The organism is Pseudomonas azotoformans (assembly GCF_001579805.1).
GTDB classification, from domain to species: Bacteria; Pseudomonadota; Gammaproteobacteria; order Pseudomonadales; family Pseudomonadaceae; genus Aquipseudomonas; species Aquipseudomonas azotoformans_A.
This window is the reverse complement of record NZ_CP014546.1, coordinates 3,250,456-3,268,647: the sequence shown is the minus strand read 5'-3', so window position 1 is coordinate 3,268,647 and position 18,192 is coordinate 3,250,456. Positions and strand designations below refer to the sequence as shown.

20 protein-coding genes and 1 pseudogene are annotated in these 18,192 nt (G+C 58.6%); 12 read left to right on the top strand and 9 right to left on the bottom strand.

Translation table 11 applies throughout. The features are described from left to right. Positions 1-4: 4 nt before the first annotated feature. Both AYR47_RS15220 and AYR47_RS15215 read right to left on the bottom strand, forming a co-directional pair. Positions 5-334 (bottom strand): YXWGXW repeat-containing protein, encoded by a 330-nt coding sequence (locus AYR47_RS15220; protein WP_033902551.1) that lies wholly within the window; start codon positions 332-334, stop codon positions 5-7. 129 nt (positions 335-463) lie between these two features. Beyond that, positions 464-1,363, bottom strand: a complete 900-nt coding sequence (locus tag AYR47_RS15215) for a DMT family transporter (protein WP_061435745.1) — start codon at positions 1,361-1,363, stop codon at positions 464-466. A 98-nt stretch (positions 1,364-1,461) separates the two neighbouring features. On the opposite strand from AYR47_RS15215, the pseudogene AYR47_RS15210 reads away from it, so the two are divergent. Beyond that, positions 1,462-2,299: pseudogene (locus tag AYR47_RS15210) on the top strand (LysR family transcriptional regulator). A gap of 71 nt (positions 2,300-2,370) precedes the next feature. Here the strand turns inward: AYR47_RS15210 and mqo are convergent. Beyond that, complete coding sequence (mqo, locus tag AYR47_RS15205; protein ID WP_033902554.1) at positions 2,371-4,017, bottom strand: malate dehydrogenase (quinone); 1,647 nt, start codon at positions 4,015-4,017, stop codon at positions 2,371-2,373. Between the two features lie 482 nt (positions 4,018-4,499). Here mqo and AYR47_RS15200 point away from each other — a divergent pair, with 482 nt between their 5' ends. The 4 genes from AYR47_RS15200 to AYR47_RS32960 all read left to right on the top strand — a co-directional run bounded on the left by AYR47_RS15200 (position 4,500) and on the right by AYR47_RS32960 (position 7,753). Then, positions 4,500-5,687, top strand: a complete 1,188-nt coding sequence (locus tag AYR47_RS15200) for an MFS transporter (protein ID WP_061435743.1) — start codon at positions 4,500-4,502, stop codon at positions 5,685-5,687. 196 nt (positions 5,688-5,883) lie between these two features. After that, positions 5,884-6,549, top strand: coding sequence for a Wzz/FepE/Etk N-terminal domain-containing protein (locus tag AYR47_RS15195; protein ID WP_061435742.1), 666 nt, complete (start codon positions 5,884-5,886; stop codon positions 6,547-6,549). A gap of 363 nt (positions 6,550-6,912) precedes the next feature. Next, a complete protein-coding gene (locus AYR47_RS32965; protein ID WP_237142553.1) occupies positions 6,913-7,350 on the top strand; it encodes a hypothetical protein in 438 nt (145 codons plus the stop codon). Beyond that, complete coding sequence (locus AYR47_RS32960) at positions 7,313-7,753, top strand: hypothetical protein (protein ID WP_237142552.1); 441 nt, start codon at positions 7,313-7,315, stop codon at positions 7,751-7,753. Before AYR47_RS32965 ends, AYR47_RS32960 begins: the two co-directional genes overlap by 38 nt. Positions 7,754-7,786: 33 nt before the next feature. Here the strand turns inward: AYR47_RS32960 and AYR47_RS32955 are convergent, their stop codons facing one another. After that, positions 7,787-8,008, bottom strand: a complete 222-nt coding sequence (locus AYR47_RS32955; RefSeq protein WP_082781499.1) for a hypothetical protein — start codon at positions 8,006-8,008, stop codon at positions 7,787-7,789. Positions 8,009-8,191: 183 nt separating this feature from the next. On the opposite strand from AYR47_RS32955, the gene dusA reads away from it, so the two are divergent. Next, the gene (gene dusA, locus AYR47_RS15185; RefSeq protein ID WP_061435740.1) at positions 8,192-9,187 is read left to right on the top strand and encodes a tRNA dihydrouridine(20/20a) synthase DusA; all 996 of its coding nucleotides are present in this window, start codon (positions 8,192-8,194) and stop codon (positions 9,185-9,187) included. A gap of 168 nt (positions 9,188-9,355) precedes the next feature. Next, complete coding sequence (tal, locus tag AYR47_RS15180) at positions 9,356-10,282, top strand: transaldolase (RefSeq protein ID WP_033902559.1); 927 nt, start codon at positions 9,356-9,358, stop codon at positions 10,280-10,282. Positions 10,283-10,353: 71 nt separating this feature from the next. On the opposite strand, the gene rssC is transcribed toward tal, so the two are convergent. After that, positions 10,354-10,836 carry an anti-sigma factor antagonist RssC gene (gene rssC / locus AYR47_RS15175; protein ID WP_003172602.1) on the bottom strand — a complete coding sequence of 161 codons (483 nt, stop codon included), beginning with the start codon at positions 10,834-10,836 and terminating at the stop codon, positions 10,354-10,356. Beyond that, positions 10,836-12,017, bottom strand: coding sequence for a two-component system response regulator RssB (rssB, locus tag AYR47_RS15170; RefSeq protein ID WP_016975286.1), 1,182 nt, complete (start codon positions 12,015-12,017; stop codon positions 10,836-10,838). Before rssB ends, rssC begins: the two co-directional genes overlap by 1 nt. A 276-nt stretch (positions 12,018-12,293) precedes the next feature. Here rssB and AYR47_RS15165 point away from each other — a divergent pair, with 276 nt between their 5' ends. Next, entirely contained in the window at positions 12,294-12,590 is a 297-nt protein-coding gene (locus AYR47_RS15165; RefSeq protein ID WP_033902560.1) for a PilZ domain-containing protein, read from the top strand. Between the two features lie 60 nt (positions 12,591-12,650). Here AYR47_RS15165 and AYR47_RS15160 read toward each other — a convergent pair whose 3' ends face one another. Further along, positions 12,651-13,340: an MlaA family lipoprotein gene (locus AYR47_RS15160; RefSeq protein ID WP_010212030.1), complete on the bottom strand. Its 690-nt coding sequence runs from the start codon at positions 13,338-13,340 to the stop codon at positions 12,651-12,653. Between the two features lie 195 nt (positions 13,341-13,535). Here AYR47_RS15160 and AYR47_RS15155 point away from each other — a divergent pair, with 195 nt between their 5' ends. After that, entirely contained in the window at positions 13,536-14,144 is a 609-nt protein-coding gene (locus AYR47_RS15155; protein ID WP_061435738.1) for a hypothetical protein, read from the top strand. Between the two features lie 110 nt (positions 14,145-14,254). Then, complete coding sequence (locus AYR47_RS15150) at positions 14,255-14,521, top strand: DUF4404 family protein (protein ID WP_005786202.1); 267 nt, start codon at positions 14,255-14,257, stop codon at positions 14,519-14,521. A 36-nt stretch (positions 14,522-14,557) separates the two neighbouring features. Here the strand turns inward: AYR47_RS15150 and queF are convergent, their stop codons facing one another. Then, the gene (gene queF, locus AYR47_RS15145; RefSeq protein ID WP_038850359.1) at positions 14,558-15,388 is read right to left on the bottom strand and encodes an NADPH-dependent 7-cyano-7-deazaguanine reductase QueF; all 831 of its coding nucleotides are present in this window, start codon (positions 15,386-15,388) and stop codon (positions 14,558-14,560) included. A gap of 69 nt (positions 15,389-15,457) precedes the next feature. Then, entirely contained in the window at positions 15,458-15,970 is a 513-nt protein-coding gene (gene copI / locus AYR47_RS15140) for a copper-resistant cuproprotein CopI (protein WP_033902563.1), read from the bottom strand. A 155-nt stretch (positions 15,971-16,125) separates the two neighbouring features. Between copI and AYR47_RS15135 the strand changes: the two genes are divergently transcribed. Continuing rightward, positions 16,126-16,806, top strand: a complete 681-nt coding sequence (locus AYR47_RS15135) for a heavy metal response regulator transcription factor (protein ID WP_033902564.1) — start codon at positions 16,126-16,128, stop codon at positions 16,804-16,806. After that, a complete protein-coding gene (locus AYR47_RS15130) occupies positions 16,803-18,149 on the top strand; it encodes a heavy metal sensor histidine kinase (RefSeq protein WP_061435737.1) in 1,347 nt (448 codons plus the stop codon). The genes AYR47_RS15135 and AYR47_RS15130 overlap by 4 nt, the downstream gene beginning before the upstream one ends. Positions 18,150-18,192 lie beyond the last annotated feature (43 nt).

Sequence of the window (18,192 nt, the reverse complement as noted above, 5' to 3'; positions counted from 1 at the left end):
AGGCTCAACGAACCCAGCCACCGCCTTGCCAATGGTAGCCGTCGTTGCGCTGGACCCAATGTGGATGCACGTAGCGATAACCTTCGCGCACCGGCTCCCAGTGGCCGTGTACTGCGACATAGCGCCCGCCTTCCCAACGCCAATAGCCGCGTGACCAAATGTAGCCATAGCGCACCGGCGGCTCGACTTCGATCACCTGCACCGGCGGCGGTTGCGGCGCGATGACTTCCACATATTCGCGTTGTACCGGCCTGCGCTCATGCACGACGCGCTCTTGCACACACCCGGATGCTGCGACGACCATGGCCGTCAATGCCGCATAACGTAGCCACATACAAACCCCTCGGACGCTGACGCCCAACACTTGCACCGCGAAAAATCCCCCGTTGTGACAGCCGCGCTCCTGCTTGGCTGTGGGTATTTTTAACAGGTGATGTCTGTCAGCTTGCTGAACCCGCAAGCCTCAAGAGGCGCACGCGACGGTCGGTCGTTTCAGGCGCACCAACAGCAGCCCGGCGACAACCACGGCAATGCCGGCGCAGGTCGAGGCATGGATCACATCGCCGAACATCAGCGCTGCCCACACCAGCGTTACTGGCGGCTCCAGGTAGACCAGCGCAGCGACGTGGGTCGCGGTCATGACGCGCAGGAGCATCCAGAGGCTCAAATAGGCAACGAAGGTTGAGAACACAGTGAGCCAGACAATTGAGATCAATACGTCTGGGTCGCGGGGAATGCTCAGCGTGTCGGTATAGAGCACGGCGACGGTAAAGCCGATCAAGGTCAGCAAAGACTGGATGAACAGCGGCAGGACCAAGCCTGCGTCCTGGCTTTGCACCGTGCGGCGCTCATACAGGGTCGCCAGCGTCAGCCCCAGCGCCGCAGCCAAGGGCAGCAAGTAAATGACAAGACCAACGCCTTCCCCGCCACTGCCGTACTGCCCGGCAATCGCGATGGAAACGCCAACGAAGCTGATCATCAGGCCAACCCACTGCCAGCCGCCACTGCGCTCGGTTGCGCTACCCATCGACAACGCCGCCGTCATCAACGGCTGCAGGGCCGCGATGATGGCGGCAATGCCAGGAGGCAAGCCGTTCTGGATCGCAACGTAGAGGCAACTCAGGTACAGGAACTGCGAGAGAAACCCAATGACGGCGTAATGGCGAACCTGCGCCCATGAAACCTTCAACAACCTGACGTTCAAGAACAGCCCCAGGCACACCGAGACCAACAGGAATCGCCAGAACAGCAGGTTGAACGCCCCGCCGCCCTGCGTGCCCAATTTGGCGCCGATATAGCCAGAGCTCCACGACAGCACAAATGCCGCCTGCAACAGCAGCCGCTTTAAGGTTGATCGCGTCATGAAGCCTCCGGTCAGTGCACGTTGACTGAAAGGCTAATGGCCACGCATGATTCTGTATATTTGAATAACCTGCACCATCAATCCATAAAAGTGGAATCATGGCTAAACAACTGAATATCGACCTGCTGCGTACCTTTCACGCCGTGGCGCGCTTTGGACGTTTCAACGAAGCGGCCGAGCAGGTTCACCGCAGTGCGTCAACCGTGACCACACAGATACAAAAGCTCGAAGATCAGGTGGGCCAACGCTTGTTCAGCCGCAGCAACCAAGGCGTGGAGTTGACGCTCTACGGTAAGAAACTACTGGGCGAAACCACCGAATTCCTCAAGAGCCATGATCGCCTGCTGATCTCGCTGATGCCCCAGCGCATGCAGGGCAAGATCCGCCTGGGTGTACCGGACACCTATGCACCGGCCTTCATTCGGGAGTTTTTACCCCGGTTGATCGCTGACAACCCGCTGCTGGAGCTGGAGGTCGAAGCCCGCACCAGCGGCGAGTTGCTCAACCTGTTCACGGCCAATCACCTGGACCTGACCATCACCGTAAGCGCACACCCGCTGGCCCAGGGAGAACGTCTGGGCCCGGTACAGCCGCTGTGGGTCGCGGCCGAGCACTTTAGCTGTCCGTCGAATGCACCGCTGCCCATCACCGTCCCCATCGCCGGCTGCCCCTATCGCGCCGCCGCCTTGCAGGTACTGAAGGATCACGGGATTTATCACCGGATGCTGCTGGAAAGCCCCAATTCATCCGCCGTCGAGGCCTGCGTGCGCAGTGGCGTGGCGGTAGGGCCTGATGGAGGAAAGCCGCATGGGTGAAGGGCTCAGGCAGATGACAGACCTGCCTCCGTTGCCAGCGCAACATCTGTACTTGTTGTGCGATAGCAGCAATGCACTGGCGTTGCATCTGCATGAGCAGCTCAGGCACTTCCAGGTCTGAACGCCAGGGACAAAAAAGCCCGCTGACCGTTACCGGTTCAGCGGGCTTTTTACATCGGCTCGATACTTGGCTTACAGCGCCAGGTCAGAGGCCGGCTTGCTTGGCTCAGCTGCTGGCTTGGCAGCCTCGGTGGCCTTCGGAGCAGCACCTTGAGGAATCGCAGGAGGCGTCGGCAGTTGCAGGATTTCGGCGGTGTACGCCCATTCCTTGGCAACCGCTTCAGGGCTGTCGTTCAGCTTGGTGCCGTAGCTCGGTACGATCTGGTGCAGCTTGGTCTGCCACTCAGGGGTCGCGACCTTGTCCTTGAAGACTTTCTGCAGCACGGTCAGCATGATCGGAGCCGCGGTGGACGCGCCTGGCGATGCACCCAGCAGGCCTGCGATGGTGTTGTCGGCGGAGCTGACCACTTCCGTGCCGAGTTTCAGGACGCCGCCCTGCTCTTCGTCACGCTTGATGATCTGCACGCGCTGACCGGCTTGCCACAGGCGCCAGTCGGATTGCTTGGCGTTCGGGAAGTATTCCTGCAGCGCCTTGAAGCGGTCGTCATCCGACAGCATCAGTTGGCCGGCGAGGTACTCGACCAGTGGGTATTCACGAATACCGACTTTGGTCATTGGCCAGATGTTGTGAGTGGTGGTGCTGGTCAGCAGGTCCAGGTACGAGCCTTCTTTCAGGAACTTGGTCGAGAAGGTCGCGAATGGGCCAAACAGGATCACGCGCTTGCCATCCAGCACGCGGGTGTCCAGGTGCGGAACCGACATCGGCGGTGCACCCACCGACGCTTTGCCGTAGGCCTTGGCCAGGTGCTGCTCGGCCACGGTTGGGTTATCGGTCACCAGGAACGAGCCGCCTACCGGGAAGCCTGCGTATTCCTTGGCTTCAGGAATGCCCGACTTTTGCAGCAAGTGCAGTGCACCGCCGCCCGCGCCGATGAATACGAACTTGGCGTCGGTTTCGGTCTTGGTGCCGTCTTTCAGGTTTTTGTAGCTCACACGCCACGAACCGTCGGCGTTCTTGGTGATGTCCTGCACTTCGCTCGACAGCTTCAGGTCGAACTTAGGCGTGGTCTGCAAGTGAGCGACGAACTGGCGGGTGATCTCGCCGAAGTTCATGTCGGTACCCAGCGGGCTCCAGGTAGCCGCGATTTTCTGGTTCGGGTCACGCCCTTCCATCATCAGCGGAACCCACTTGGCGATCTGCGCCGGGTCTTCGGAGTACTGCATGCCAGCGAACAGCGGGCTCGCTTTCAGGGCTTCGTAGCGCTTTTTCAGGAACTTGATGTTGTCATCGCCCCACACAAAGCTCATGTGCGGTGTGGTGTTGATGAACGAACGCGGGTTCTTCAGTACGCCCTGCTGGACCTGCCAGGCCCAGAACTGACGGGAGATCTGGAACGCTTCGTTGATCTCGACCGCTTTCGGGATCTCAACGTTGCCGTTCTTGTCTTCCGGGGTGTAGTTCAGCTCAGCCAGGGCCGAGTGACCGGTACCGGCGTTGTTCCAGCCGTTGGAGCTTTCTTCGGCCACGCCGTCGAGGCGCTCGACCATTTCCATCGACCAACCCGGCTCCAGCTCATTGAGCCATACGCCCAGGGTTGCACTCATGATGCCGCCGCCAATCAGCAGCACATCGACTTTCTTTGCCTCTTCCGCGTGAGCGGAGCTGATCCCCAGCGACAAAGCCAGCCCCAGCAGGGCAGTGTTTACTTTTTTAAACATCAGTAGCACCTATGATAAAACGCCATCCGCCCTACCGCCCCTGATCATGGGCAACCCTCCATCGCAGCTGCGCAAGGCAGCACCGCGGGGTTTGCACATTCACGAGAGAACCGCAGGGTGGGCACACAAGGCCGACGTATCGACCTCACTGTTTATGTCCCTTCTGCGCTGACTTCTTATCATTATTGGCTTCAGCTACCTGGGCGACAGCCAATCGCTGGGACGTATGCGGATGTACGCACCCAGGAAAGACTAGACCAAGACGGCGCGCAGAATATCACGGCAAACAGCGTTTATGCGCCGTTTGGCCAATTGACAGCTCTAAATCGCGGCTTTTAATGCTCCGATGTCAAGCCTGGCAGGCGCGACCTGGGGTCACAGGCGCGGAACTCTGCCGAAAAAGGCTGTTCTAGACACCCTCGGCGCCGCTTGCGTAGCATCGACGGCTCCCCTTCGTGCAATCCATTCCAATAGAGTTACCCATGACAATCCAGCAAACACCCGGGCATGTGCTGCCCGCGCGCAGCGCCGCAAAAATGGAAGCTGCCATGGCCGTGGGCGCCTTCGCGATCGGCACTGGCGAGTTCGCCATCATGGGCCTGATGCCCGACATCGCCCACAACCTCAACTTGAGCGAACCCCAGGTCGGCCACGCGATCAGCGCCTACGCCCTTGGCGTGATGGTCGGCGCCCCACTGCTGGCGATCCTCGGCGCCAAACTCCTGCGCAAACATATGCTGCTGTTGCTGATGGGGCTGTATGCCCTGGGTAACCTGGCCACGGCCTTCACCCCGACCTTCGGCTCACTGGTGGCGTTTCGATTTATCAGCGGCCTGCCCCACGGTGCCTATTTCGGTATTGCCGCAGTGGTGGCTTCGAGCATGGTGCCGAACGACAAACGCGCCGGCGCTGTAGCACGGGTGATGATGGGACTCACCCTGGCGATGCTCCTGGGCAACCCGATTGCGACCTTCCTTGGACAATATCTGGGCTGGCGCTCGGCGTTCGCGTTGGTGAGCGTCATCGCGCTGTGCACGATTGCACTGGTCTGGCAATTCGTTCCCGACCGACGCGACGAACCCCGTAGCGACCCACGCAAGGAACTGCGCGCCTTCACCAAACCGCAGGTGTGGATGGCCCTGGCCATTGGCGCCATTGGTTTTGCGGGAATGTTCTGCGTGTTCAGCTACCTGGCGCCGACCATGCTCGAAGTCACCAAAGTCTCGCCGCAATGGATCCCCTTCGGCCTCGCGGCATTTGGCGTGGGTGGGATCATCGGCAATATCGCTGGCGGCAAGCTGTTCGACCGCCTGCAGTTTCGCGCGGTGGGCTTGATCCTGGTGTGGTCGATGGCGGTGTTGGTGTTCTTCCCGTTTGCCGCAGGCTCGTTGTGGGGCGTGCTGCTGGGGATCGGACTGGTCGGCACCATGGTGTCATTGGCGGCGCCGCTGCAGATCCGCTTGATGGATATCGCCCACGAAGCGCCGAGCCTGGCGGCGGCGTCCAACCATGCCGCATTCAACTTGGCCAACGCGCTGGGGCCGTGGTTTGGCGGGATGGCGATCACAGCTGGACTGGGGTGGACGAGTACCGGGTATATCGGGGCCGCCACGGCACTGGTTGGGCTGGGCGTTTATCTGGCGGCGCGAAAGATGCGCGGTGGACATTAAGTGCTAGGCACGTGAACGATTGTGTCGCAGGAATGATCCTACGAAAGGCACCATGAATCGGCGCGACTATAAAAAAAGAGGCGCGCCAGCCCCTGCAGACAAGAACCATTCTCAGCCTCCTGCGATGACGCACTATTGCGTGGGCGTATTGTGTTTTTTTCTCTACAATTCGTGAACGCAAATAAAGGAATTTTTCGTGAGCCGCCCAACGAATTCAAAAGCCCGCCCTAATGATGACGAAATAGATCCGATACCACTTATCCAGGCATTATGGAAAGGCAAGATAGCCGTTATTGCAGCCACCTTAATAGGCGCCGCCGTTTCATTAGCACTTTATGCATCGTCACCCGAACAATGGATTGCCAGCACTTACATCACTAAACCATCCCTTTACAGCTTATATAAAGAAGTCAATGAAAAAGACGCTCCAGTCACAGCAAGTCCATTGCCGCTGGAAACCAAGTTGTACAGCACAATCCAAAATGATATTTTTTATTCCGCAATGGGCATCATGACTGCCAAATCCGTTACGTTGACAGACGCCCCACCCAAATCAATTGGAAATGAGCCCGTCCTTTATATCGCTTCAATTGCTGCTGGTACGGCAGCCATGGCTACAACACAGCTGGAATCAGCAATGGCGACTGCAAACTCCGAAGCCATAGTCCTTAATCTACCGGCATTGGCTGCAAACAATACGCTCAAAGCATTCAGCACTCTCGACGAAATAAAAACTGTCTCGACCAAGACGACAAAAGCCACCAGAAAGTTCGCCTCCCTGGGCGCTTTGTTAGGGTTTATTCTAGGGAGCGCCTTTGTGCTTGGCAGGTTTTTGATTCGACAGTACAAACAGTCGCATTGAGCGCGAACATCACTCTAAGAGCGCTTCAATCAAAAAACAAACAACACAGACCAGCAGAAAAACAATAAAAACAATGAACAATTTCGCTGAACGTGTTGTTTTCATTAGAAGAACTTTAATAAAGTAAGATAATGGCCTAAAGCCATTATTGCACCACGACCCATTTCTTTTACAGCATTTTTTTGCTGAAACATGATATTCATACAGCCTTTAACGCACACCGAATCCATACTCAAAAGAAATAGTCAAGAAATACAAGCAGATAGAACGAAATTTTTAAGCTCTGTTCAGGTTATGTTCAGGTTGGATCCAATACCTTCAGGCTGTAACATATCCGTCATACACCAATGACAAGGATGTGTTTTGAGCTTTCCCGACAGCATCGTGCTCCAGAGTTTTCCATCGACACTCAGCCATCGCAACGCCACGGTCCATACCACACAGGGCACTGACGACAGCGCCCAACAGGCGATTCAGGACCTGATCGACACCCGCTACCAGTTGAAAAATCGCATCAGCGCTCCACTGAAAGGAATGGAGAATGACCTGTTCGCCAAATCCCAACCGCTCGACAGCCTCAGGCCCAAATTGCGCGTCACATTCGGCCGCTCAAAGCGCGACGGCACATTCGACTGGCCGGTGGAAGAGGTCATCAACACCTTCAGCGCACAGAAACGCGGCGCCCCCGTCGCCGGCCTGTATGGCTTCGGCTACAGAAAATCAGCGCTAGGGCCTGATCCAGGAGTTTTTCATCTTCACCGAGATGCTCGACGGCTACCTCAGTGGCCTGGCTTGGCTTGAACAAGAGCGCGACATCCACAGCCTGATCACTGCATCGTTCAAATTGCTGCGTACCCTGCACAGCAAAAACGTGGTGCACATGGACTTCTGGGTCGAAAATGTGATGATCAATCTGGCGCATCCTACCCTCGCCAAGGCGATCGACCTGGAAAACTGTTTCCTCACTCCGACAGAACACCTCAGCGAGGTACTCGCATTCCAGTTCGGTTTCTATTATCGGCGGGAGATTTTCCGGTTCGTGATCGAGCAGGATTACGATCGTATGGTCATGGAGGAATTGGGTAAATATGAAGGGATTGATCGCAATCGCTTTGATGAAATGTACGCGTCAAGCAAGCACGAAAACATAAGCCGTCGGGCGCGGCGTGAGATTTTTCATAAAGGCACGCTCACCACCCGCTGACTCCGCTGGGCTGCACAACAGCCCACCACCCCATCAATCGTCGTGCAGCAACCCGGATCCGTACTCACCATAACTGCTCCCAAGCCCACTGCCTCCAAAACTTATCTTGGCGGCTTTGTTGGGGCTATGGTCACCAAACGCCTGGCATCCCCCTGAAAAGCATGGGTCGTGGCTCACGCTTGATAAATCGGACGAGCAAGCACCCAGCAGTAAAGTGCTGGTGATCAACACGATTTTGATCAGTTTCGAGGCCATAATCCCGCTCCCATTGGGCTGGAGGCGTGGACGGCCTCACTCAGAACTATCCTAGCCTTCAAAAACGCGGCAAATGATGAAACCTGCTTGTGCTACAGGTTTGGTTCAGAGAACCAGCGCGAATCCTGCACCTTTATTCCTGATAAACTCGCGTCCTTCGCCCTACCCACCTCAGATTGTCCAATGTCCCCGATCAGTGCTGCACCACACTCTTTTTCCCGCCGTTTCTCCGTCGCGCCGATGATGGATTGGACGGACCGCCACTGCCGGTTCTTCCTACGCCTGCTCTCCAAACACGCCCTGCTCTACACCGAAATGGTCACCACGGGCGCCATCCTCCACGGCGACCACGAACGCTTCCTGCGCCACAACGAAGCTGAACACCCTCTAGCCCTGCAATTGGGCGGCAGCGTTCCCGCCGATCTGGCCGCCTGCGCGCGCATGGCGCAGGCGGCCGGCTACGACGAGGTGAATCTGAACGTCGGCTGCCCCAGCGACCGGGTGCAGAACAACATGATCGGCGCGATCCTGATGGCGCACCCAGCCCTGGTGGCGGATTGTGTGAAGGCGATGCGTGACGCAGTAACGATCCCGGTGACGGTGAAGCATCGCATCGGGATCAATGGGCGGGACAGTTATGCCGAGTTGTGTGATTTCGTCGGGACGGTGAAGGACGCGGGCTGCACCAGTTTTACGGTGCATGCGCGGATTGCGATTCTGGAGGGGTTGTCGCCCAAGGAGAATCGGGACATTCCGCCACTGCGCTACGACGTTGCGGCCCAGCTGAAGCAGGATTTCCCTGAGCTGGAGATTATTCTCAACGGCGGAATCAAGACGCTGGAGCAGTGTCATGAGCATTTACAAACGTTTGACGGGGTCATGCTGGGGCGTGAGGCTTATCACAATCCGTATTTGCTGGCGGAGGTGGATCAGCAATTGTTTGGCAGCACGCAGCCGGTGATAGGTCGAGCCGAGGCGCTGGCGCAGTTGCGGCCTTATATTGCCGAACATTTGGCCGGTGGCGGGACGATGCACCACATTACCCGGCATGTGCTGGGGTTGGGCACGGGTTTTCCGGGGGCGAGGAAGTTCAGGCAGTTGCTGTCGGTGGATATTCATAAGGCGAGCGATCCGTTGGCCTTGCTGGATCAGGCGGGCGCGTTATTGGAAGGGCGTTGATCAGGTTGAACCTGCTGGCCGTTTTGTCCTCCTATTTAACAGCCAGACCTGCCATTCAAACGGCTGTTTTCAGGTTGTTGCCCTCGCAAACGATCGAACGCATTTGCGCCCTTGAGCCCCTGCCGGCGCTCGGGTAATGTCATCAGACCCATAGGACAGAGCACGCCCATGACTTCCAAGCTGGAACAACTCAAGCAATTCACCACTGTCGTTGCCGATACTGGCGATTTTTCCACCCTCGCCAAGCTCAAGCCGCAAGACGCCACCACCAACCCTTCCCTGCTGCTCAAGGCTGCGTCGATCCCTGCGTATGCCAAGCTGCTGGATGAGGCCGTGCAAGACTGCAACGGTGACGTGGGCCTGGCCAGCGACCGCTTTGCGGTGGCAGTCGGTCAAGAGATCCTCAAAGTGGTACCTGGGCGTATTTCCACTGAGGTGGATGCCCGCCTGTCGTTTGACGAAGCCGCTATTCTCAAGCGCGCACACCGTCTGATCGACCTGTATGACAAAGCCGGCGTTGGCCGCGACCGCGTGCTGATCAAGATCGCTTCCACCTGGGAAGGCATCCGCGCCGCCGAGCAGCTGGAAAAAGAAGGCATCCAGACCAACCTGACCTTGCTGTTCTCCTTCGCCCAGGCCGTGGCCTGCGCAGAGGCCGGTGTGTTCCTGATCTCGCCGTTCGTGGGCCGTATCTACGATTGGTACAAAAAGGCCAATGGCAACGACTACACCGGTTCGGATGATCCGGGCGTGCAGTCGGTGACGCGCATCTACAACTACTACAAGGCCAATGGCTACAAGACCGTGGTGATGGGCGCGAGCTTCCGCAACCTCAGTCAGATCGAAGAGCTGGCCGGGTGCGATCGCCTGACCATCAGCCCGGACCTGCTGGAGAAGCTGGCGGCTGACGAAGGCACGCTGGAGCGCAAGCTGTCGCCAGGCCATGCCGGTGAAGCCCGTGTGCATTTGACTGAAGCGCAGTTCCGCTGGGAGTCCAACGAGGACGCGATGGCAACAGAGAAGCTGGCCGAGGGTATCCGTCAGTTTGCTCGGGACCAGGAAAAACTCGAAGCGCTGTTGTCCGCCAAGCTGTAAAGCAGCCACGGCAAAAAGGGCGGTCACCCTCACGGGGACCGCCCTTTTTTCATGCTTCGAATTCGTCTAGATCAATGCCGCTCTAGCGCATTCACCAGATCATGGAACGCTTCGCGATTGGACTCGTTCAACCCCATCAGGATCTTGTGCGCTTCCAACACTTTGACCCGCACCACTTCCTCGGACTGGTCCTGGGACGGGAGGTCAGTCAGGCACTCCGGGCACGGAATCGGGCGGTCAACGATGTTGAACACCTGATCGAACCCCATGGACTGCAACAGACGGGTAATGTCTTCGTGGGTGGTGACCACAGTCGGCAACAGGCCAACCTTCTGCCGAGACAGAATGGACAACTTGGCCAACAACCCAAGAGTGGTGCTATCGATGCTGCGGGTTTCGGTCAGATCGATCACGATCGCCGAGAAATTCAACGCTGTGAAGATCCGCTCAATCGTCGCATCCAGCGCCGAACACAAGGTCAGGCGCACTTCACCGACAAATTTCAGGACAAAGGTCCCGTCTTGCTCGGCGAATTGGATTCTTCCGGTACTCATCAAAGATTCCTGCTCAACACCAATAGGGCGATATCATCCGGCATCTCCCCTAGCGTGGCCAATCCAAAAACCTGCCGCAGGCCATCCAGGCTGCCGCCCGCCGACTTGACCTTTTGGGGCAAGGCGGCTTCTTTCTCTTTGAGTGTAGGCTCTGGAAGAAGGTCCAGGATGCCGTCTGACATCAGCGTGAGGCTGAACGTCGGCGGCAGCTCCAGGATGTGGTCTTCGTAGGTGGCTTCATTGAACAAGCCAACCGGCAGACCACGGCCTTCCAGATAACGCACACTGTCTGGAGTGTATAAAACCGGCATCGGCAGGTGACCACCGATGCTGTAGGTCAAAAGACCGGTTTCTTCATCAATCACGCCGCCAACCATCGTCACGTGCTTGCCCAGCTTGCAGCTGATCAGGCCCCGATTGATGTGGCCCAGCACCTCGGAGGGGGTGAACTCCGGCAAGGTGCCATTGCGCTTGGATTCGAACAGCAACCGCGTGGTCATGAATTTCAACAACACGGTGACAAAAGCCGAGGAAGCACCGTGGCCGGAAACGTCGGCCAGGTAGAACGCCACACGTCGCTCATCCACACGGAAGTAATCGACAAAATCACCCGACAGGTACAACGACGGGATGATCTGGTGGGCAAACTGGAAGTCGTCGATGGTCCAGGGGCTGACCGGCAGCATGTTCATCTGCACCTGGCGACCGGCATTCTGGTCCTCCTGGAGCAGGTTGAGGCTGGCTTCGAGTTCGCGGTTGGCGGTTTCGAGCTTTTCGCGGTAGCGCTGGTTCTCCACCAGCAGGCGTGCACGATCCAGGGCACGGCGCACCGAGTGCTCCAGTACCGCCAGGTCTTCCAGGGGCTTGATCAGGTAGTCGGCGGCGCCCAGGCGCAAGGCTTCGACAGCATCGTTCATCACCCCGGCACCCGACACCACAATCACCGGCGTCTGCGGGGCGAGCTCAGTCACCTGGCGAATCAGCTCCAGGCCGCCCATCTGGGGCATGCGCAGGTCGCAGATCACAAGGTCGGGCTGGTCGCGCTCGAATACCTGGAGACCCTGTTGGCCATTACTGGCCTGCAGGACGCTGAAGCCACTGTCTTCCAAATAGGCCGCGAGGCTCGCGCGCACTACTTCGTCGTCATCGATTATCAGCAGCGTGGCACTGGTTTTTTGCATGTGGGCAAACGGCGCCAGAATTAGGTTGGCGTAGGTGGCGCGACAATGGCCGGGCTCACGTACTGGATTCGCTTTCTAGCCTCTCTGTCCTACAAAGCATTGGGATTTTCCCCATGCACAACGGTAAAGCAGAGGTGCCCTTCTAAGGCGCAGACGGTACTCCCATCCGTCAGGGGTTTCAAGCTCATGCCGATGGTCGCCGGGCGTCTTTACACCGCAAATCACCGGGAGTTATAAGAACAGGCACGACCACAACACAAAGTAAGGATGAAGCCCATGAGCGAACACGAGCGCGACTACGCCGAAAAACGCGATTTCATCCGCATGCGTGTGGATGCAGACGTGTCCCTGATCCATGCAGGGCAAGAGATTGCCGGGGTTTGCGTGGACCTTTCCAGTTCCGGCATGCAGGTGCAGGCGCCTCGCCAGTTCAACGTAGGCGACCTGCTGACCGTGCGCATCGATTCGGAGCACGCCGCGCTGAAGGGGCTAGAGGCCGATACCGAGGTGGTATGGGCCAAGGCCACGGGCCAAGACCAGCACCTGGGCCTCAAGATCCTGAAAATGCGCTGAAAACCGCGCACAAAAAAGGCGACCGCTGAGGTCGCCTTTTTCATTTCAAAACGTCACGACTTAAAAGTCGTCGACGACCTTGCCGTCCTTGACCTTGAACTCACGGTTCTGCAGGTAGGCGTTACGGATGAAGGTGTACTTGTCACCGGTGATCAGCTTCTCGCTATCGAGCAGGCTGGCACGGGTGTCGACGATATTCAGGCCGAAAGTACTGTTGCGCCAGCCGATATCGTTCATGTAACGGTACGGTTGGGTGTAGCTGTCCACGTACTTGGACGGCGCATCACGCAAGGTGCTTGGGCCGAGCAGAGGCAGCATTACGTAAGGACCGCTGCCGACGCCCCAGTAGCCGAGGGTCTGGCCGAAATCTTCATCGCTGCGTTGCAGCCCCATTTTGGTGCCGACATCGATAAAGCCCAGCACGCCGAAAGTGGTGTTGACCAGCAAACGTGCCGTGTCGACACCGGCATTATGCGGCTTGAGCTGCAGCACGTTGTTGGCCAGGTTGCCTACGTCGCCGATGTTGCGGAAGAAGTTGTGAATGCCATCCTGTACGAACTGCGGCGTCACGAACTGATAGCCCTGGGCCAATGGCTTGAGGGCATAGGTATCTACGGTATCGTTAAAGGTGAAGATCGGGCGGTTGACGCTTTCCCATGGATCATCTTCCGACGCGGCCTGTGCGGCGAAAGGCGCCAACAAGACAGTGGCACACACCGACAGCTGAGCGAAGTAGTGGCTCCAGCGCATAGCTTTTGCTCCTTGAATGGTCTGTCATGGGCGCTATGCCCTGAATAAGGCCGTCAGTATATGACGGAAGTTGGCAATTAGGCAGTAACTAGGAAATGTCACAACAAAAATGGACAAATTTCCTACAATTCACAATCCTGTCATCGACTTGTCATCCTGGCTCGATAGCGTTGGTGCTATTTCAGGGATGTCGACATGCCTCACGCCGAGATAGCCATCGCCAGCGCACCCACCTTGACTGCCGTCCTGTTTGGCTTGAGTGGCTGCCTGGTGGACTTCGGTTCCCGTGCTCGCACCGACTCGCCCTCCCTTGAATCCCAGGCTACGCCCGGCGCCCTGAACATCCTGCGCAGTCTCAAGGAACAAGGCATCCCATGCGCCTGGCTGGATGAACTGCCTCCCGCCGTCACCACCCCGCTGGCCGCCACGCTGCCTGCGTGGGTCAAGGCGACACCACCCTCCTCCATTCGCTGGCCTGCGCCCCACGCCTGCTGGCAAGCCTTGATGCAGCTGAACATCGAACGCCTGGAAGGCTGCGTCTTGGTCAGCGGCGAACCGCGCTTGCTGCAATCCGGGCTCAACGCCGGGTTGTGGACCATCGGCCTGGCTTCCTGCGGCTCACTCTGTGGCATGGCCCCTGAACAATGGCAGGCGCTGAGCGAACAGGAACGCGAGCATAAGCGCGGCAAGGCCACCGTCGCCCTGTACGGGCTGGGCGTGCACTCGGTGATCGACCACCTGGGCGAACTCGGCACCTGCCTGGCCGACATCAGCCTGCGCCAGCTCAAAGGCGAGAAGCCCTGACACGGATCATGCACAGTCGACGCCAGTGGATTAATCTACAGGTCAGCCCGTAGACCTTTCTCGGCGTGCCGCGGTCTATGCCAGTGCCTATCGATAAAAGGAAACACGTCATGCCTGATCGCAAAAAACTGGAAGAACAGGTCGAAATCCTGCGCGGGCAGTTGGAACAGGAACCGCCGCTGTCGGAAGAAAAACGTGAAGCGCTGGAAGCCTTGATTGCCAAGTTCGAATTACAACTCGAACTGGAGCCGGCCACTCAAACACCGAGTATCTCCGACGATGTGAATCAAGCGGCCATCGAGTTCGATGCCGAGCACCCGGTGATTTCCGGGACCCTGCGCAATATCATGATCACCTTGGGCAATATCGGGATCTGATAGCAAAAAGCCCCGCAATCGCGGGGCTTTTCAATGTTACTGACGGGCCAGGCGCACATTCTGGAACGCCACATCCTCAGTACTGCGATACGGGTTGATATCCAACCCACCCCGCCGCACATACCGCGCGTACACCGTCAACTTTTCCGGCTTCAGCAAGCGCTGCAAATCCAGGAAGATGCGCTCTACGCACTGCTCATGGAAGTCCGAGTGCTGGCGAAAGCTCACGATGTACTCCAGCAGGCTGGCGTGATCCAACGCGTGACCACGGTATTGCACCACCACACTGCCCCAGTCCGGCTGGCTGGTCACCGGGCAGTTGGATTTGAGCAGGTGGCTGTGCACGCTCTCCTCGACAACGCGCGAGTCATCGCAACGCAGCAGTTCCGGGCGCGGGTGCTCGTAGTTGCTGACGCTGATATCCAAATCATCGATGCACACACCCGGCAACGCCATCACGCCTTCGGCCTCGATCTCGGCCAGGCTGCGGATACGCACGCTCACAGGCGCACCGGCGGCAGCGCTGAGGTCGGTGCGCAAGGTGGTTTCCAGGCTGGCAGCATCGGCAAACGCGGTCTGGTTCAGCGAGTTGAGGTACAGCTTGAACGACTTGGACTCGATGATGTTCGGCGAGTCAGCCGGGATGCTGAACTCACCGATGGCCACCACCGGCTTGCCCGACGGCAGCAGCCACGACAGTTCGAAGCAGTTCCAGAAATCCACGCCCTTGTACGGCAAGGTCTCGGCGCTCAGGCCCAGCTCGGCCCATTTGGCGGCACGCGGGATCGGGAACAGCAACGAAGGTGTGTAGGTGGAGATGTATTCACTGGACTTGCCCAGCGGCGAATGTTCGGCTGCGGGATGCATGGCGGAAACCTGGCTAAATAAACCGTGCCAGTCTACCAGCCTTTGCCCCCGCGCCTAAGCGCCAGCGGATCAATCGACGTTGAGCTTGCCGACCATGCCCGCCTGGTAATGCCCCGGAAGGTTGCAGGCAAACTCCAGGCCAGTGGCCTTAGTGAACGTCCAGGTCAGCTCGGCGGTTTTGCCCGGCTCGACCAGTACGCTATTGGGATCATCGTGTTTCATCGCACCGTGGCCCATGGCTGCATGATCCATCTTGCCCATGCCCGTTGCCGTCAACATGCCACTGGCCTGCATCTGCAACATTTCCTTCTGGTGTTCGGCATGCATCGCAGCGTCGCCCAGGTTGAATTCGTGGAGCAACTGGCCTTTGTTGACCAGTACAAAGCGCACGGTCTCACCGGCTTTCACGTCTAGGGACTTGGGCGAAAAGGAAATGTCCTGCAGGGTTATTTCCACGGTACGCGTGGCTTTGCTCGCCGGCGCAGCCTCGCCGAAGGCATAGGTGTGGGCCGCATCGGCCATCGCATCAACACTCAATGCCAACAGGCAACCCGCCAACAACAGGGGTGTACGCAACGCCATCGGTCTTCTCCAAAAATAGATGAACAGCTTGGGCAGCACTCTAAGATTGCGCCGCTGCCAGCCAGCTGACTGCTAGATTACAACTTTGTCAGGTTGCTCCCCCGCCCTGGCACTCAAGGTATAAAGCCGTCGTCCACCGTTGCCAAGAGCTGCCCATGAAACTGCTGATCGTCGAAGACCAACCCAAAACCGGCCACTACCTGCGCCAGGGCCTGGCCGAGGCGGGCTTTACCACCGAACTGGTGGCCGATGGCACCACCGGCCAGCACCTTGCGCTGACCGGGGACTACGACCTGTTGATCCTCGACGTGATGCTGCCGGGCCGCGACGGGTGGCAGATCCTCCAGGCCGTGCGCAGTGCCGGCATGGACATTCCGGTGCTGTTCCTCACTGCCCGCGACGCCGTCGAAGACCGTGTGCATGGCCTGGAGCTGGGCGCCGACGATTACTTGGTCAAGCCCTTCGCCTTTTCCGAACTGCTCGCCCGCGTGCGCAGCCTGTTGCGTCGTGGCAGCAGCACACCGCAGGAAACAGCGCTGCAACTGGCCGACCTGCGCCTGGACCTGATCCGCCGCCGCGTGGAGCGAGACGGCCAACGCATTGACCTGACCGCCAAGGAATTCTCCCTGCTGGAACTGCTGCTGCGCCGCCAGGGCGAAGTGCTGCCCAAATCGCTGATCGCTTCCCAGGTGTGGGACATGAACTTCGACAGCGACACCAACATCATCGAAGTGGCGATCCGCCGCCTGCGTCTGAAAGTCGACGACAACTTCCCCAATAAGCTGATCCACACAGTACGCGGCATGGGCTATGTGTTGGAGGAGCGGGTCAATTGATCAAGCGCCTGTCCCTGGCCAGCCGCCTGGCGCTCCTGTTTGCCGCCTGTACCGCCGTGGTGTCGCTGATCGCCGGGGTGCTGTTCAATCGCGCCAGCGAGGCGCACTTCATTGAGTTGGACCAGCAGCAACTCGACAGCAAACTGGTGGCGCTGCGCAGTACCTTGCAGGGTGTCGACTCGCCAGAGGCCTTTGCCCGGCGTGAAGCGCAATTGCGCACCGAACTCAGTCGCCAGCCCGACCTGACGCTACGCATCACTGCCGCCGGCCAACGCTGGCTGGACGATGCGCCAAGCGTGACCTTGCCCGAGGCAGCCGGCCTGCACAGCCTGCAAAACGCCGACACCGACTACCGGGTCTACAACGCGCCGTTGAGAGCTGGCCAACCCGACTCGCCGCAACTGAGCCTGATGCTCGATATCACTCACCATCAGCACTTCTTGCAGCGCATGCAGCACCTGATCTGGCTCACCGTCGGCCTATCGGCCTTGGCGACCGCCCTGCTCGGCGCCTGGGCTGCGCGCAGCGGGTTGCGGCCACTTCGACGCATGGGCGAAGTGGCCGCCAGTGTGTCGGCACACTCCTTGACCCAACGTTTGCCCCGACAGGAAATGCCCACGGAACTGGCCGACCTGGCCCAAGCCTTCAACGCCATGCTTGGCCGACTCGACGACGCGTTCCAGCGCCTTTCGGCGTTTTCCGCCGACATCGCCCACGAACTGCGCACGCCGCTGTCGAACCTGCTGACCCAGACCCAGGTCATCCTCACCCAGCCACGGCCGCTGGAGGACTACCGCGAGGCGCTGCACAGCAACCTGGAAGAACTGCAATGGATGGCGCAGTTGGTCAACGACATGCTGTACCTGGCCAAGGCGGATCACGGCTTGTTGATGCCCAAGCGTGAAACCTTGGTGCTGGCAGATGAAGTCGACGCGCTACTGGAGTTTTTTACATTGCTGGCAGAGGACGGGCAGATCAGCCTGGTGCGCGAGGGCACGGCCCGTACGACGGGTGATCGCGGGATGTGGCGCCGGGCACTGTCGAATCTGCTGGATAACGCACTACGGTTTACTCCGCCAGGTGGCGAAGTACGTGTGCGAATCGAGGATGGGGTGAGGCTTTCAGTGGAGAACACCGGGGATGGCATTCCAGCGGAGTTGCTGCCGCGGTTGTTTGATCGGTTCTACCGGGCGGACCCGGCACGCCACGAAGGCAGCAGTGAGCATGCGGGGCTGGGGCTGGCGATTACCCAGTCGATTGTGCGGGCGCATGGAGGGAGGATTTATTGTGAATCTGGGGCGGGATGGACAAGGTTTGTGATTCAGTTGCCGACTGAAGTTTGATGCAAGATGGGCCGACCTCTTCGCGAGCAAGCCCGCTCCCACA

Bases quoted from the DNA above. Each gene is read 5' to 3' on its own strand.
- queF (WP_038850359.1), bottom strand. From the start codon at position 15,388: ATGCATCCCGCAGCCGAACATTCGCCGCTGGGCAAGTCCAGTGAATAC.
- AYR47_RS15200 (WP_061435743.1), top strand. From the start codon at position 4,500: ATGACAATCCAGCAAACACCCGGGCATGTGCTGCCCGCGCGCAGCGCC.
- AYR47_RS15220 (WP_033902551.1), bottom strand. From the start codon at position 334: ATGTGGCTACGTTATGCGGCATTGACGGCCATGGTCGTCGCAGCATCC.
- tal (WP_033902559.1), top strand. From the start codon at position 9,356: ATGACTTCCAAGCTGGAACAACTCAAGCAATTCACCACTGTCGTTGCC.
- AYR47_RS15155 (WP_061435738.1), top strand. From the start codon at position 13,536: ATGCCTCACGCCGAGATAGCCATCGCCAGCGCACCCACCTTGACTGCC.
- rssC (WP_003172602.1), bottom strand. From the start codon at position 10,836: ATGAGTACCGGAAGAATCCAATTCGCCGAGCAAGACGGGACCTTTGTC.
- AYR47_RS15135 (WP_033902564.1), top strand. From the start codon at position 16,126: ATGAAACTGCTGATCGTCGAAGACCAACCCAAAACCGGCCACTACCTG.
- rssB (WP_016975286.1), bottom strand. From the start codon at position 12,017: ATGCAAAAAACCAGTGCCACGCTGCTGATAATCGATGACGACGAAGTA.
- AYR47_RS15150 (WP_005786202.1), top strand. From the start codon at position 14,255: ATGCCTGATCGCAAAAAACTGGAAGAACAGGTCGAAATCCTGCGCGGG.
- AYR47_RS15160 (WP_010212030.1), bottom strand. From the start codon at position 13,340: ATGCGCTGGAGCCACTACTTCGCTCAGCTGTCGGTGTGTGCCACTGTC.
- dusA (WP_061435740.1), top strand. From the start codon at position 8,192: ATGTCCCCGATCAGTGCTGCACCACACTCTTTTTCCCGCCGTTTCTCC.
- copI (WP_033902563.1), bottom strand. From the start codon at position 15,970: ATGGCGTTGCGTACACCCCTGTTGTTGGCGGGTTGCCTGTTGGCATTG.
- mqo (WP_033902554.1), bottom strand. From the start codon at position 4,017: ATGTTTAAAAAAGTAAACACTGCCCTGCTGGGGCTGGCTTTGTCGCTG.
- AYR47_RS32960 (WP_237142552.1), top strand. From the start codon at position 7,313: ATGCTCGACGGCTACCTCAGTGGCCTGGCTTGGCTTGAACAAGAGCGC.
- AYR47_RS32955 (WP_082781499.1), bottom strand. From the start codon at position 8,008: ATGGCCTCGAAACTGATCAAAATCGTGTTGATCACCAGCACTTTACTG.
- AYR47_RS15165 (WP_033902560.1), top strand. From the start codon at position 12,294: ATGAGCGAACACGAGCGCGACTACGCCGAAAAACGCGATTTCATCCGC.
- AYR47_RS15215 (WP_061435745.1), bottom strand. From the start codon at position 1,363: ATGACGCGATCAACCTTAAAGCGGCTGCTGTTGCAGGCGGCATTTGTG.